The organism is Inquilinus sp. CA228, from assembly GCF_052078665.1.
Lineage (GTDB): Bacteria > Pseudomonadota > Alphaproteobacteria > DSM-16000 > Inquilinaceae > Inquilinus.
Genome location: NZ_JBQJIK010000081.1, coordinates 25,623 through 37,683, shown reverse-complemented (window position 1 = coordinate 37,683; position 12,061 = coordinate 25,623). Strand labels below are relative to the sequence as shown.

General features: G+C 69.5%; 20 protein-coding genes. All 20 read right to left on the bottom strand.

Going from position 1 to position 12,061, the window contains the following annotated elements:
• The coding region (locus tag ACTOWL_RS30870; protein WP_441325122.1) for a hypothetical protein at window positions 1-373 on the bottom strand (373 nt) is incomplete at its 3' end.
• Between the two features lie 41 nt (window positions 374-414).
• The gene (locus ACTOWL_RS30865; protein WP_441325121.1) at window positions 415-540 is read right to left on the bottom strand and encodes a hypothetical protein; all 126 of its coding nucleotides are present in this window, start codon (window positions 538-540) and stop codon (window positions 415-417) included.
• Complete coding sequence (locus ACTOWL_RS30860) at window positions 537-974, bottom strand: gene transfer agent family protein (protein ID WP_441325120.1); 438 nt, start codon at window positions 972-974, stop codon at window positions 537-539. Before ACTOWL_RS30860 ends, ACTOWL_RS30865 begins: the two co-directional genes overlap by 4 nt.
• Complete coding sequence (locus ACTOWL_RS30855) at window positions 974-1,453, bottom strand: phage tail tube protein (protein WP_441325119.1); 480 nt, start codon at window positions 1,451-1,453, stop codon at window positions 974-976. The genes ACTOWL_RS30860 and ACTOWL_RS30855 overlap by 1 nt, the downstream gene beginning before the upstream one ends.
• Window positions 1,454-1,479: 26 nt before the next feature.
• The gene (locus tag ACTOWL_RS30850) at window positions 1,480-1,896 is read right to left on the bottom strand and encodes a DUF3168 domain-containing protein (RefSeq protein ID WP_441325118.1); all 417 of its coding nucleotides are present in this window, start codon (window positions 1,894-1,896) and stop codon (window positions 1,480-1,482) included.
• Complete coding sequence (locus ACTOWL_RS30845; protein ID WP_441325117.1) at window positions 1,893-2,381, bottom strand: HK97-gp10 family putative phage morphogenesis protein; 489 nt, start codon at window positions 2,379-2,381, stop codon at window positions 1,893-1,895. The genes ACTOWL_RS30850 and ACTOWL_RS30845 overlap by 4 nt, the downstream gene beginning before the upstream one ends.
• Entirely contained in the window at window positions 2,381-2,719 is a 339-nt protein-coding gene (locus tag ACTOWL_RS30840) for a phage head closure protein (protein ID WP_441325116.1), read from the bottom strand. Before ACTOWL_RS30840 ends, ACTOWL_RS30845 begins: the two co-directional genes overlap by 1 nt.
• Entirely contained in the window at window positions 2,719-2,958 is a 240-nt protein-coding gene (locus tag ACTOWL_RS30835; RefSeq protein WP_441325115.1) for a hypothetical protein, read from the bottom strand. Before ACTOWL_RS30835 ends, ACTOWL_RS30840 begins: the two co-directional genes overlap by 1 nt.
• Before the next feature lie 43 nt (window positions 2,959-3,001).
• A complete protein-coding gene (locus ACTOWL_RS30830; protein WP_441325114.1) occupies window positions 3,002-3,622 on the bottom strand; it encodes a head-tail connector protein in 621 nt (206 codons plus the stop codon).
• Window positions 3,619-4,263, bottom strand: a complete 645-nt coding sequence (locus ACTOWL_RS30825) for an FkbM family methyltransferase (protein ID WP_441325113.1) — start codon at window positions 4,261-4,263, stop codon at window positions 3,619-3,621. The genes ACTOWL_RS30830 and ACTOWL_RS30825 overlap by 4 nt, the downstream gene beginning before the upstream one ends.
• On the bottom strand, window positions 4,260-5,006 hold the full coding sequence (locus tag ACTOWL_RS30820) for a hypothetical protein (RefSeq protein WP_441325112.1): 747 nt from the start codon (window positions 5,004-5,006) through the stop codon (window positions 4,260-4,262). Before ACTOWL_RS30820 ends, ACTOWL_RS30825 begins: the two co-directional genes overlap by 4 nt.
• Complete coding sequence (locus ACTOWL_RS30815) at window positions 5,006-5,500, bottom strand: methyltransferase domain-containing protein (RefSeq protein ID WP_441325111.1); 495 nt, start codon at window positions 5,498-5,500, stop codon at window positions 5,006-5,008. The genes ACTOWL_RS30820 and ACTOWL_RS30815 overlap by 1 nt, the downstream gene beginning before the upstream one ends.
• Window positions 5,491-6,093, bottom strand: coding sequence for a methyltransferase domain-containing protein (locus tag ACTOWL_RS30810; RefSeq protein WP_441325110.1), 603 nt, complete (start codon window positions 6,091-6,093; stop codon window positions 5,491-5,493). Before ACTOWL_RS30810 ends, ACTOWL_RS30815 begins: the two co-directional genes overlap by 10 nt.
• Complete coding sequence (locus ACTOWL_RS30805) at window positions 6,086-6,718, bottom strand: hypothetical protein (RefSeq protein ID WP_441325109.1); 633 nt, start codon at window positions 6,716-6,718, stop codon at window positions 6,086-6,088. Before ACTOWL_RS30805 ends, ACTOWL_RS30810 begins: the two co-directional genes overlap by 8 nt.
• Before the next feature lie 94 nt (window positions 6,719-6,812).
• The gene (locus ACTOWL_RS30800) at window positions 6,813-7,592 is read right to left on the bottom strand and encodes a hypothetical protein (RefSeq protein WP_441325108.1); all 780 of its coding nucleotides are present in this window, start codon (window positions 7,590-7,592) and stop codon (window positions 6,813-6,815) included.
• Window positions 7,589-7,984: a hypothetical protein gene (locus tag ACTOWL_RS30795; protein WP_441325107.1), complete on the bottom strand. Its 396-nt coding sequence runs from the start codon at window positions 7,982-7,984 to the stop codon at window positions 7,589-7,591. Before ACTOWL_RS30795 ends, ACTOWL_RS30800 begins: the two co-directional genes overlap by 4 nt.
• Window positions 7,981-8,505 carry a hypothetical protein gene (locus ACTOWL_RS30790; protein ID WP_441325106.1) on the bottom strand — a complete coding sequence of 175 codons (525 nt, stop codon included), beginning with the start codon at window positions 8,503-8,505 and terminating at the stop codon, window positions 7,981-7,983. Before ACTOWL_RS30790 ends, ACTOWL_RS30795 begins: the two co-directional genes overlap by 4 nt.
• Window positions 8,506-8,572: 67 nt before the next feature.
• Window positions 8,573-9,868, bottom strand: a complete 1,296-nt coding sequence (locus tag ACTOWL_RS30785) for a phage major capsid protein (RefSeq protein WP_441325105.1) — start codon at window positions 9,866-9,868, stop codon at window positions 8,573-8,575.
• Between the two features lie 45 nt (window positions 9,869-9,913).
• A complete protein-coding gene (locus ACTOWL_RS30780) occupies window positions 9,914-10,840 on the bottom strand; it encodes a head maturation protease, ClpP-related (protein ID WP_441325104.1) in 927 nt (308 codons plus the stop codon).
• Window positions 10,827-12,041 (bottom strand): phage portal protein, encoded by a 1,215-nt coding sequence (locus ACTOWL_RS30775; protein ID WP_441325103.1) that lies wholly within the window; start codon window positions 12,039-12,041, stop codon window positions 10,827-10,829. Before ACTOWL_RS30775 ends, ACTOWL_RS30780 begins: the two co-directional genes overlap by 14 nt.
• Window positions 12,042-12,061 lie beyond the last annotated feature (20 nt).

Sequence of the window (12,061 nt, the reverse complement as noted above, 5' to 3'; positions counted from 1 at the left end):
CGGCCGCGACGCCGATAGCATCGGCCAGCTGCCCCGCCTGCCCGCCCTGCCGGTAGAACACGGTCAGGCCCAGCGCGGCGGCGCCCAGCCCGGCCGCGGCGACGTACCCGCCGCGACCCAGCTCCGGCAGCGCGTCGCCCAGGACCCCGGCCCGGCCGGTCAGCCGGCCGCCGACATTGCTGCCGATCCGGCCCAAGGCGGCGCCGGCGCGGCGCGACGTGGATTCGATCCGCTGCTCCATGGCGCGGGTGCGCTTCTCGATCCGCGAGGCGGCGCTGTCCGTCTTGGCCAGGGCCTTGTCCCAGGCCTTCTGGTACTGCGACATGCGGGCCTCGAGGATGACGGCCAGCTGCTCGACGGTCATCTCAGCCATGGCCGCGCTCCCCGATCATCACCATCGTCATGCCGCCCGCATCACGACTTGGGCATCAGCTCGGCGAAGCGCTCGGCGGTCATGCCGCCGCCGATGCCGCCGGGCTTCTTAGCCCCGTTGATGCGGTTGTGGCCGTCTATGCAGCAGGCCAGCTGCCAGAAGCTCATCCGGTCGACCTGCTCCGGCGTGAGGCCGCCGGTGGCGAAGGCGTCGCCGTAGAGGCGCGAGAAGCGGGTTTCCGCGCCGCCGCCCGCGCCTTCGGTTTTCCCACCGGGTCGGTCTCCATCCCCACCAGGGATGCCCCCATGATCACGGCGACCAGGCCTTCGGCGTTCAGCAGACCCCTGGCTTTCAGCCAGTCGTCGAAGTAGAGGTCGGTCAGCCGCAGGGCTTCGGGCGCCGCCATGCCGCCGCCGATCAGGCCGAGACGGATCGACTGGTACAGATCCTCGGTGAACCAGTCGCCGTTCCGGACCCGGTCGTACAGGCGGAGCGGGCCCAGCTTCCGCAACTCCTCCAGCTTCCGCCACTGGCCGATCGCCAGCCGGAAGAGGTGCCGCCCGTCGCCAAACGGCAGCTCGATCGAACCGTCCGCCGACATCAGGCGGCCGGCGGAAGCTGGAAGGTCTGGGACGACCCGGCGGTCGGGTCGGAGACCCAGGCCCAGTCGCCGTCATTCGGCATCGACACCGAGACCGCGCCGGGCGCATTGATGTCCGACCCGTCCAGGTTGAACTGCGCGAAGTGGTAGCGCCCCCAGTAATACCCCTCGCCCTTCAGCACGAAGGCCCAGGTCTCGCTGTCGGGGTTGTCGAACGCCGCCTGCAGCCTCGCCCGCTTCTCCCGCGCATAGAAGCCGGAGGCCTCGATCGTCGAGCTCTTGGCGCCGGCGGTCGACACCATGACGGGCTGGCCGCCCGGCGGGTCGCACGGCACCACCGGGGTCTGGTTGATTTCCTTGGACTGGTTGAACTGGTTGGCCTGCAGGCCACACACCAGCTCGGCCATGTTCGGCGACCCGCCGTCGCCGAGATAGACCAGGAACTCCCGGCCATCCATGAGTTCGGGAAGCGTCACCATCATGATCTCCTACGGGAAAAGCCGGGTCAGCCCGCCGGCAGGGTGATGCAGCGATATTCGTTGACGCCCTGCCGGGTCTTGCCGTCGGGGTCGCGGAATGGGCCGCGGTTGCGCACCAGGCGCATGGTCTGGATGCCGTGCCCATCGACCGGGATGCGCTGCCCATCCAGCAGGTCGTTGATCCGGCGGTCCATGCGGATGACGTCTTCGGAGGCGTGGTGCCCGTCGGCCCAGGTGGTGATGGTCAGCAGCAGGTCGGACCCGTTCATGCATTGCGCGTGAAACGGGACCCGCTCCCCTCCGCCGATCTGGATGTACGGCGCCTGGCAATCGTCCGGCGCGTGGTCATAGATCCGGTCGCCGACGATCGCGGCCAGCTCGGCATCGGCGCCCAGCGCGGCCAGGATGGCAATCTGGACCTCGATGCGGCTGTCGGCGCTCACAGGCCGTTCACCGCCGTCTTGATCGACTTCCGCATTGCCCGGCCGAACCGCGCCAGCATCCGCTTCTTGAACAGGCGATAGGTCGGAAAGAAGAACGGGTTGGGCGACGTTCCCGGATGCATCGTCCCTTCGAACAGGCCCTTGTTGGCATGCGGCCGGGTGCCGAACTCGACCAGCCGGGCATACCAGGCCTTGTCGTTGCCGACATGCACGGTGGCGGCCAGCTTCTCGGCGCCCAGGATCCCGGCGGCCTCGTTGCGGTTGCTGCCCATCACGGCGACGCGATGGTATTGCGGCGGGTTGCCCCAGCTCCAGCCCACGCTGCGGGCCAACTCGCCGGTCGCGCCCTTCGGCGTCACGCGCCGCACCGCCCCGGACAGCTCCTCCGCATTCTCCTGAATCGCGCCGGACATCGCCTGCTTCGGCCCGTCCCGCAGCCGCTTCATCCGCCGCTTCAGCCGGTCGAGGTTCTGGATCTTGGCCATCAGCTCGCCACTCCCGCCTCGATCACGAAGTCGATCTCCTGGCCGCGCTGCTCGGTGTCGATCGGCAGGCCGCGGATCACGTAGACCCGGCCCTTGATCCAGACCCGGTGGCTGGCGTCGATCGGCCGGGTCTTCGGGCCGGCCTGCACCCGCAGCGTGCCGGTGCTGGTGGCCTCGAGACGGCCTTCCTTCACCGCCTCGCGCCCGGACATCGGCTTCAGCCAGCCCCACACCGTGCAGGCCTCGACCCAGCCGTTATAGGCATTGCCGGCGGCGCTCTTCTGCGGCACCGGCCGCTCGAACCGGCAGCGGGCCCGCATCTCGCCGCCGCGGATCATCAGGCAGGCCGCAGCAGCGTATCGATGCTGATGGATCGATCGAACACGATCACCTTCACGGCCACGCCAACCTTGATGGTGAATTCGTCGGCCAGTTTCGCTTCCAGAACGGCCTTCTTTTCATCTGAGAGAAGGCCTCCAAACCTGGCTACGATGGTATCACCGGCCTTGATCTCGGTCGGACCAAGACTTCCTAGCGACGAAAGGGTCAGCAACTCGATCAACTCGGCTTCGGCCATTGTCAGGTTCCTTGTTTGTACTTGCCGCAGTGGTTGGCGCGGATCACAGATAGACCCGGTACGGCTGCAGCAGCGCCTTCACCGCGAAGGGCATCTCGGCCACGATCGTGCCGGTGATGACGCTCTCCCGGTTGCGGTACCACCCGGCAGCCAGCAGCTTCAGCGCCTGGTGGATCGCCGCCGGCACATCCTCCGGCGCATCGCCGAAGCCGGCACGGAACCGGATGGTCAGGCCGCCATGCCGGCACGGCGCCGTCGGCCAGCACTTGCCGAAGGCCGGGAACAGATAGGCCGGCGACAGGCTGCCGGCGCCGACCGGCCGGTACTGCGACGGCGGCAGCGTCTGCAGCGCGCCATGGCCGTCGACATAGGTGACGCTGACGATCTCCTGCAGCGGCGGCAGCGGCATCGTGATGCAGGCATGGGCCCCATGCCCGGGGAACCCGTCCAGCACGTAATCCCAGGTCTGGGTGATCAGGGCCCGGCCCAGCCAGCCGTCGCCGTCGACATGGCTGATCGCCGCGGCGATATAGGCGTCGATGGTGGCCGCGTCGAACGGCTCCTCCAGCGGGCTGCCGGCATCGTAGTCGACCGGCAGGTGGTCCCACATCTCCTGGCGCCGCAGCGCGGGGACCGCCGGCGCGTCGACCAGGATCAGCGTCATGCCGGCCACCCCATCACGATGTCGTCCGACACCCGGTCCAGCTGCACCATGCCAAGCGAGACCAGGTATTCGACCGCGCTGTACTGGTGCTCGCCGGGATAGACCCAGCGCTTCTGCTCGACATTGATGATGGGCCGGTGCCGCAGGATGGTCTCACGGGCGCCGCGCAGGATCTTCGCCTCATAGCCTTCGGCGTCGACCTTGATGAAGTCGCAGGCCTTCAGCTCGTAGTCGTCGAGCATCACCAGGACGACGTCGCCGGCCGTCCCTTCGTCGACACGGGTATGCCCGGTGTTGGCGCCGTCCCAGTTCATCGCGACCCGGCCGCAGGCTTCGCCCAGCGCGACCGGCTTCAGCACGACGTTCTCCGCCGTCACGTTCCGACGGAAGCAATCGCGGTGCGCCTCGATCGGCTCGAACGCCCAGACCTCGCGGAACCGCTCGGCCAGGTCCTTGGCCCAAAGCCCGACATGGGCGCCGATGTCGACCGCGACGCGCCAGCGCTGCACATGCTTCAGCGCGGCGGCGCGGTGCTTGGCCTGATAGCCGCGGTCGCGCTGCAGGAACGGCACCAGGTGCCGCTCCGCCGCCGGCAGCCACCAACCCCCGACCTGCTTCATCGCGGCCGCCTGCTGCGTCATGAGTGTCTCCCGGACCAGTAGGGCTCGGACCGCGGCGCGATCAGGTCGCCGGGCCGCGACCGGCCGGCGGCCTTCCGCGGGCCTTTCAGGTGATCGAGGCGCTCGCCCAGCGGGCCGGCCACGAAGGGATGGTTGCGATGCGCGGCATCGCCGGACAGGCTGGCCACGGCCAGGCGGCCCTCCTCCTGCATCGCCAGGCGGACATGGTCGAAGGCGAAGCTGTCGTGCCACTCGGCCAGGCGGAACAGCGCGCCGCTCTCGTAGAGGCCGACCCAGCGCCGGATCAGCTCGTGCCCGGCCTCGTTCAGCCGGATCATCACGAAGCCGCATTCCGTGTACTTCGAATCCCGCAGCAGGCAGGCCACATCGGCCTCGCCGATCAGCCCATCCAGCCAGGCCGCGTCGACCGGGGCATGGGTGACGGTATCGGCGTCCAGCCAGACCAGCACGTCGGCCTCGACCCGGCGGCACCACGTGTCGATAGACCCGATGGCATAAACCTTGTGGGCGAACCGCACCGCGTCGAACCGCATGTCATAGCCGCCGGCCAGCTGGCCGCGGTGCCGGGCCTGTCGGTGCAACTGCTTGAACCGAGCCAGGCCAGGCGCTGCTAAGTCCAGTTCATCGTCGTCGAGATGCATTAAGGGCACGCCAGACCAGAACGTCTCGAAGCTCTCGACCATCCGCTGAGCGTGGCTGCGCCAGTGCTTCCGCGCATAGGTGGTCACGGCGGCATAGCGCATCACTTCGTCTCCCGCAGCACCAGCCTGGCGCCGCCATGGGCGAAGGCGGCGCCCAGGTATTTCTGCCACCAGGTGAACGGCCGGATCGTCACATGCACGTTGGTACCGTCCTCAAACGCCTTCTTCGCCGGGCGGCAGCACACCGTGACGAAGCACCAGCGCCGGGCGAAGCCGGCCAGCTCGGCCACCACCGCCGGCAGCTCGTCCTCCGGCACATGCTCCAGGACGTCGGTGCAGATCACACCGTCGAACGCACCGTCCGGCTTCCGATCCAGGCCGAGCACCGCCGGGTCGTACAGCTTCGGCCGCACGCCCCAACGCTTATGCACGCGGCTGATCGTGTATTGCTCGCCGGCGCCGCAGCCGTAATCCAGCAGCGTCGCCGCCCCGCTGCGCCGCACCAGATGCCCGATCGACGGTCCCCAGGGCAGGATGGAGGTTCCGGGATACAGCCGGGCCGCGTGCATCCGGCGATACTCCTCGATCAGGCGCATGGCCGCTCCGCGCCCTGGCGGCGCCGGAACAGCCCGATCCACTCGCCCAAGCTCCCAGCCGGGGTCGCTTCAAGGTCGAACCCGGCGCGGTCCAGCAGCGCCGGCACGTCGACCGGCACGAAGCCGGACCGGCGATCCTGGATCACCGGCGCCGGCAGCCGCACCGCCAGCAGCCCGTCGCAGCGCGCCGCCGCGGCCTCGAGGAACCGGTCCGGCCTGGCCAGCTTGTGGGCGATGCTAAGTGCCAGCACGAGGTCGTAGCGCGGTGCCAGATCCTCCGGCGCCCAGTCGGCGAAGCCGTCAAGATCCTGGCACCAGTACCGCGCCTCCACCCCGGCCGCCTCCGCGTTGCGGCCAGCGGCGACGATTCGGTTGTGCACCAGGTCGATGCCGTCCAGCGCCACGGCGCCGGCCCGCATCAGCACCAGCCCGATCAGCCCTTCGGCGCAGCCGAGGTCGAGCACGGTGCGCCCGGGTGCCGCCTGCACCAGATGGTCCAGCCCGACCATCTGCTGCGCCAGGGTCCGGTCGCCGGCAACGCCCGGCGCGTCGAACCAGCCGCGTCCGGCAGCATCGGCGATCATCCTACCCATGCAGTGCTCTCCAGCAGTCGCCGCGCGCCATCTCGTCCAACGTCCATTGCGAGGCCGCGAGCCTGCCGACCCACGCTTCCCGGCCGTCCGGCCGCGGCGGATCCTCGATCTGCTCCAGCCGGGTCCCGGCCATCGGCACCGCTGCGCTCTGGCCCAACACGATCGCCGGCACCCCGGCGCAGATCGCGTCGATGGCGCAGTTGCTGGACCAGGTCACGACGCACCAGGCATCGGCCAGCGCCGCCGCGATCGGCGTCGCGTCGCCCTTGCGCCGCACCACGATCGGCCGGTCGGTGTGCCGGCCCGCCTCGAGCGCGAGGTCGATCGCCGTCCCAGCAACCGTGGCCATGAACTCGTCCGACTGCAGGCATACCAGCACGGTCCGCCCATCCTGGCGCCAGGGCGACACGGACGAAGCGAAGCCGAACGCCCAGGATCGGCGAGCGCCATCGGCAAGCGTCCAACCGGGTGCGATGGCCTGGACCGCGTTCCGGGCAACCCGGAAGTATTGGCCGCCATCAATGCCGACGGGGAAGTATCCATTGTCGGCGTAGTACCAGTCTCGCCCTTCCGCCTTCGCCTGGTCCCACAGGTGCCGCCAGGCTGGGCGCACCCCGTAGAACATGGCCGCCCCCGGCCGGAGACCAGCTGGGACACGATCTTCGACGACACCTCTGCAGCTGTAAGCAAAGGCCCGGCACACGGCCAGGGCCTTGGCCTTACCCGGCTGCGGGTAGCAGGTGACGGAAGGCTTCACCGCTCGCGATCTCCTCGATCCGCCACATCGCCCAGGCCATGCGCCGCAGCATCGGCAGCCGGTCGCCAGTCAGCGGCCGCTCCAAATCGGCGCCGACCGGCAGAGCCGCCGATGCCCCGATCCAGCGTGGCATGGCGTTGAACACCGGCACGCCGTGCACCAGCGCCTTGATCGCGGCGCCGGACCCCCATGTCACCGTGCACCACGCGCGCTCCAAATCCTGCTCCAGCGGCACCGCCGCCTCGTGCCGGCCGGGATGCGGCCGCACCCGCACGGGCCGGTCCGTCCGGCGCCGCAGCTCGGCGACGATGCCGGCCGGCCAGGACCGCGGCATCGCCACGCCGGGCGCGCCGATTCCCCGCTGCGGCAGCACCAGGATCTCGCCGCCGCTGGCGCGCCACGGCACCAGGTCGACGCCGAGCCCGTCCCACCGCTCCGCCCCTCCTGGCGCCCATTCCCCCGCCCCGTTGTGATGCGACCGCGCCAGGGCGAACCAGTGTTCGCCGCGCCAGCGCCGGCCCAAAAATCCATTTTCCGCCACCAGCACCGTGCCGCCGCGCCGCTCGACCGCGGCCGCGATCTCGTGGCCCGGCGGATAGCGGTTCCACAGCACCAGGATGTCGGCCTCGCCGGCATCCCGTGGCAGGCCGAACCGCACGCTGCAGCCGGCCGATCGCAGCCCGGCCGAGAAGGCGTCGCGGCGATAGTGGTCGCCGTCGCGCACCGCCAGCCAGGCCTTCACAGCACATCCTCGATCGACCCGGCCGGAAAGCAGGTCAGGGCCGACACCGGGCTGCAGTTGACGACCGTCACCCCCAGCGCGGCGAGGTCCTGCGCCGCGGCGGCGAAGGCCCGGCGCCAGCGCATCAGCGCGGCCTCGTTCGGGTTGTGCAGGTCCCGACCATGCGGGCCGTGCCAGTGCAGCCCGCGGTCGAGCCGCATGTCGAAGCCGATCAGGGCGATGCGCCGCGCCCCGAACTGGATGGCCAGGTTCAAGGCCTGGAACCCGCTGTTGCCGCCATGGCCGATCCGGCCCGGCTCCTCGACCAGGATGCGGTCGACCCCGCTCGCCAGCTCCACCTTGTGCACGTCGCGAAAGGCCTGCGCCGCGCCGGTGTCCTGGCTCAGCTTCAATCCTCGGTAGTCGGGGACCCCGTCCCGCCGGCGCCACCAGTTTCCGTCGCAGGCGTAGAGGACGTCCGCCCACGGCGCGAGCCGCCAGCTCTCGTTGACGGCGATGCATCGGCATCGGCCCCGGGCTCGGTCAAGATCGGCTCGGGCCCCGGCGGCAGAAGGTCCCCCTGCGACGATGACGCATCCCCCTGACCCGCCGGTGCCGTGTCCGTCCCGCCAGTCGGGCCACCATCCGAAGACAAAGGGCCCTGATCCGCCGCCGGGTTCACCGGCGCGTCGGTGTCGCCGCCGCCGGCCTCGTTCACCGGTGCATCGCCGCCCGGTGTCGCCGGCACCGCCTGTGCCGGTGCTCCGGCCGGCAGAGCCAGGCTGTGCTGCGCCGGCACCGCCAGGCCGACCCGTTCCAGGTCGTCCGCGCGCCGCTGGTCCGCCACGGTGAATTCGCGGCCGGGCTTGACCAGGCCGTTCCTGCCCTCACTGGGCCGACCCCGGAACTGCCGGAGAGCCTTCATCCGGATCATCGCTCGTCTCCTTCAGAAAGAAGGGCCGGCCCCGACCGGAGCCGGCCTGCCCACACCACACGCCAGGTCAGGTCGTGTTGGTGAAGTCGCCGAACACGAAGGCCTCCGGCCGGTACACGGCCAGGGCCAGGCGCTCCTCGGCGCGGATGGTCACCCGGTTGCGGCGGAAGTTGTCGCCATCTTCGGTCGACAGCTCCACCACGGCATCCTGGCGGTCGAACAGTTGGGCGCCGAGACGGAAGGCGCCGACCAGGAAGTCGTCCACGTCCATCGCCTGGGTGGCGACGACCGGCCGGTTCCACAGCACCGGCGTGGCGATGCCCTGCGGCTGGGCGAAGATGTAGCGGTTCTCCGCGTCCTTGGTCAGCTCGATCCGCGCCCAGTCGATCGGGTGCAGCACGATACCGTTGGCCGGGAACTCCGCCAGCTCGGCCTGCAGCAGCGCCAGCCGGATCGTGTCGATCTGGGTCTGGGACTGCGGCTGGAAGGCCTGGGAATACGGCGAGGCCTGCGGGATGATGCCGTACAGGTTTGCCCCGGTGCCGTCGCCGTTGAGCAGCTGGTCCTCTTCCTTCAGCGCCAGGCCATAGCGCAGCCGGCCGTCGATGTGCGACTGCAGCATCGGCGCGTCGTCCAGGATCTGCTTCGACGCCAGGACCCAGTGGGCGATGGTCCCCACCGACCGGGTGACGTCGTCGAAGGTCAGGTCCGATTCCGGCTTCGGCGCGCCTTCCGAAACCACATCGGCCGCGTTGGTGAAGCCGGTCTCCACGACGAACTGGATCGCGTTCTGTGCCGTCGTGCCGGGCGTCAGCAGGTCGCGGATGGTCAGCCGCCGCTCCGGCAGCCCGACGATGCCGGGGACCCGCATCGGCTCCACCAGCACGCCGGCGGAGCCGGGCACCGAGCTGATGGCCGCCTGGATCGACGGCATCCAGACGCGGATGCGCCCGCGCTCGCCGGCCTTGCAGAAGGCCTTGACCCGCTCGTCGTTGATGAAGATCTGGCCGGACGTCTGGTTGGCCTTGACCCGGCTCTCCTCGTCGGAACCGCGCCGGGCCATCTTCTGCTCGACGTCGTCCAGCCGGCTCTTGATCTCATCCAGCTTGGTCGCCGCCGTGGCCTGCTCGGACAGGGCCTTGTCGACCTTCTCCTTGGTCTCGGCCGTGGCGTTGCCCTGGTCCTTGACCTCCTTGATCAGCTTCTCGCCGCTCTGCTTCACCTCGTCGGTGATGCGCTTCAGCTCGGCGGTCAACTGCTTCAGCTCCGCCTCGCTCGGCGGCTTCTCGGTATCGTTGACCAGCCGGATCCCCAGCGACTTCAGCGCGGAGGCGGCCAGCAACGCCCGACGAACGTCGGGCATCCTGCTCTTCCGAAACATCGGTGTGCCTTTCGGTGGTCGCCCCGGTCAGAGGCGAATGGAGGTGAGCGTGTCGAGGGCGTCCCTCAGACCGCTCGGCGTGTCGGCAGCGCCAGGCGTGCCTTGGTCGGCAGCGCTCGGCGTGCCGCCCTTGATGTCCTTGATCAGGCGCCGGCGCTCGGCGCGCGGCATGCCCTGTCGTGCGAGGATGCTGTCCAGCCGATGGGCCGCCGGGGCGGGATCGGCCGCGGGATCATCCTCCTCGATCATCGCGTCGCTCGGCAGCAGTTGGTCGGCGAAGCCCTTCTCCACCGCCTCGGCCCCGCCGATCCAGGCCTCGCGGTCGAGCATCCTGGTGATGTCGTCCTTCGGCAGCCCGGTGCGCGCGGAGTAGATGTCGGCCAAGGTGGCGTCGAACGGCTCCAGCATGTCGGCCATCTCCCGGAAGTCGTGCCGGTTGCCGATCGCGATCGCCGAGACGTTGTGGATCATGATGAAGCCGGCGCGCGGCACCATCACGGTGTCGCCGGCCATGGTGATGATCGAGGCCGCCGACGCGGCCAGGCCGAGCACCTTGACCGTCACATCCTGCGGGTGCTCGCGCAGCAGGTTGTAGATGGCGAGCCCTTCGAAGAAGTCGCCGCCGGGGGAGTTGACATGGACCGTCACGTCCCGCGCTCCGATCCGCCGCAGCTCGGCGCCGATCCGCCTGGCGCTGTTGTCCGTGTCGGTCCACCAGTCCTCGCCGATGGCGCCCAGGATGGTGATGACGGCGTCGCCCTCATCGCCGGCCGCCGCCCTGACCGCCGGGTTCCAGCGCTCGAACGCCCGGACCGGCGGCGCCGACCCCAGGCTGCCGCGGTTGATGACCGGGCGCATCGCCGGCATCTCGCGCTTCGCCATCGCCTGCACCGCGAAACCGAGGCCCCGGCCGTCCATGACGGGCCGCATCGCCGGCTGATCACGCTTGGCCATCGCTCGCCCTTTCCTTCTCAACCGTCTCATCGTCCAGCGGCGGACCGCCGTTGTGGCCCATCATCGCCTTGACCACGGCGGCCGCGATCGCCTGCACCTGCTGCTCGGACGCGACACGGCCCAACTGGTCCAGCGGCACCATGTTCGATTGCACGGTCAGCATTTCACCACCGGGTTCCGGGGGAAGGTTTTCCTTGCGACGGATCTCGTTCCGCTTCAGCCAGCCGTGATCCGCGCCTGCGTTGTACAGCGCCGCCCGGCCCTGGCTGTCGGCCCGAAGCAGGCCTTCCAGGTTGAACTCAGCGAACACCCGGCCCCGTTCGGCCGGCACGATCAGTGACTTCTTCACCGCCTGCTCGATGCGGGTCAGATACGGCCGCAGAGCGAAGGTCAGGAAGCCGATCATCTGCTGCTCGAGGCCGGTGCCCCAGCTCGTGGACTTCTCGGTGTGGCCGATCATGAACGGCGGCACCCGGAACCAGCGGCAGATCTCCTCGACCTGGAACGCCCGGGTCTGCAGCATCTGCGCGTCTTCCGGCGGCAAGGTCAGCTGCTTGTAGTTGAACCCCGCCTCAAGCACCATCACGCGGCCGGCGTTACCGGACCCCGTGAATTCCGTCAGCATATCCTCGATCTGCTTGCGCTGGTCCGGCTTCAGGATCTTGTCGACTTCTACGAAGCCGCTGGTCTTCAGCCCGTTTGCGAACACCCTCGACGACGCCTCGTCCGTCGCCATGGCGGCGCCCAGGCTGTTCCGGGCATAGCCGATCGGCGATAGGCCCTTCAGGCCATCGATGCCGAAGCCCTTGATGTGCAGGACCTGGTCTTCGTCCAGCTCGCGATACCCGTCCGGATCCGAGTAGGCGTAGCAGATCCGGCCATTCTCCCGCCGGAAAGGCCGGGTCAGGTCCGGTCGCATCGGCGTCAGGGCGGCTATCCGCTGGCCGACGAAACTCTTCTCCGAATATGAATCCCCCCACAGGCACAGGCAGGCGACCACGCACTCCCAGAAATTGACCGCCGTCATGTCGGCGTTCGGCTGGTCGTGCAGCAGCGGGTACAGCGGGTGGTCTGGCGCCGCCTCCGGCTGACCCTTGCTGTTCCTCCGATACACAGGCAGCGGCAGCGTCGAGATCGTCTCGGCCAGCAGCCGAATGCAGGCCCAGACGGTGGCGAGCTGCAGCGCGCTGTCGACCGTCACGCTCTTGCCGGCCGATGACC

Coding starts and splice junctions, on each gene's coding strand:
- ACTOWL_RS30865 (WP_441325121.1), bottom strand. CDS start 540: ATGAGCTTCTGGCAGCTGGCCTGCTGCATAGACGGCCACAACCGCATC.
- ACTOWL_RS30860 (WP_441325120.1), bottom strand. CDS start 974: ATGTCGGCGGACGGTTCGATCGAGCTGCCGTTTGGCGACGGGCGGCAC.
- ACTOWL_RS30855 (WP_441325119.1), bottom strand. CDS start 1,453: ATGGTGACGCTTCCCGAACTCATGGATGGCCGGGAGTTCCTGGTCTAT.
- ACTOWL_RS30845 (WP_441325117.1), bottom strand. CDS start 2,381: ATGGCCAAGATCCAGAACCTCGACCGGCTGAAGCGGCGGATGAAGCGG.
- ACTOWL_RS30840 (WP_441325116.1), bottom strand. CDS start 2,719: ATGATCCGCGGCGGCGAGATGCGGGCCCGCTGCCGGTTCGAGCGGCCG.
- ACTOWL_RS30835 (WP_441325115.1), bottom strand. CDS start 2,958: ATGGCCGAAGCCGAGTTGATCGAGTTGCTGACCCTTTCGTCGCTAGGA.
- ACTOWL_RS30830 (WP_441325114.1), bottom strand. CDS start 3,622: ATGACGCTGATCCTGGTCGACGCGCCGGCGGTCCCCGCGCTGCGGCGC.
- ACTOWL_RS30825 (WP_441325113.1), bottom strand. CDS start 4,263: ATGACGCAGCAGGCGGCCGCGATGAAGCAGGTCGGGGGTTGGTGGCTG.
- ACTOWL_RS30820 (WP_441325112.1), bottom strand. CDS start 5,006: ATGCGCTATGCCGCCGTGACCACCTATGCGCGGAAGCACTGGCGCAGC.
- ACTOWL_RS30815 (WP_441325111.1), bottom strand. CDS start 5,500: ATGCGCCTGATCGAGGAGTATCGCCGGATGCACGCGGCCCGGCTGTAT.
- ACTOWL_RS30810 (WP_441325110.1), bottom strand. CDS start 6,093: ATGGGTAGGATGATCGCCGATGCTGCCGGACGCGGCTGGTTCGACGCG.
- ACTOWL_RS30805 (WP_441325109.1), bottom strand. CDS start 6,718: ATGTTCTACGGGGTGCGCCCAGCCTGGCGGCACCTGTGGGACCAGGCG.
- ACTOWL_RS30790 (WP_441325106.1), bottom strand. CDS start 8,505: ATGATCCGGATGAAGGCTCTCCGGCAGTTCCGGGGTCGGCCCAGTGAG.
- ACTOWL_RS30785 (WP_441325105.1), bottom strand. CDS start 9,868: ATGCCCGACGTTCGTCGGGCGTTGCTGGCCGCCTCCGCGCTGAAGTCG.
- ACTOWL_RS30780 (WP_441325104.1), bottom strand. CDS start 10,840: ATGGCCAAGCGTGATCAGCCGGCGATGCGGCCCGTCATGGACGGCCGG.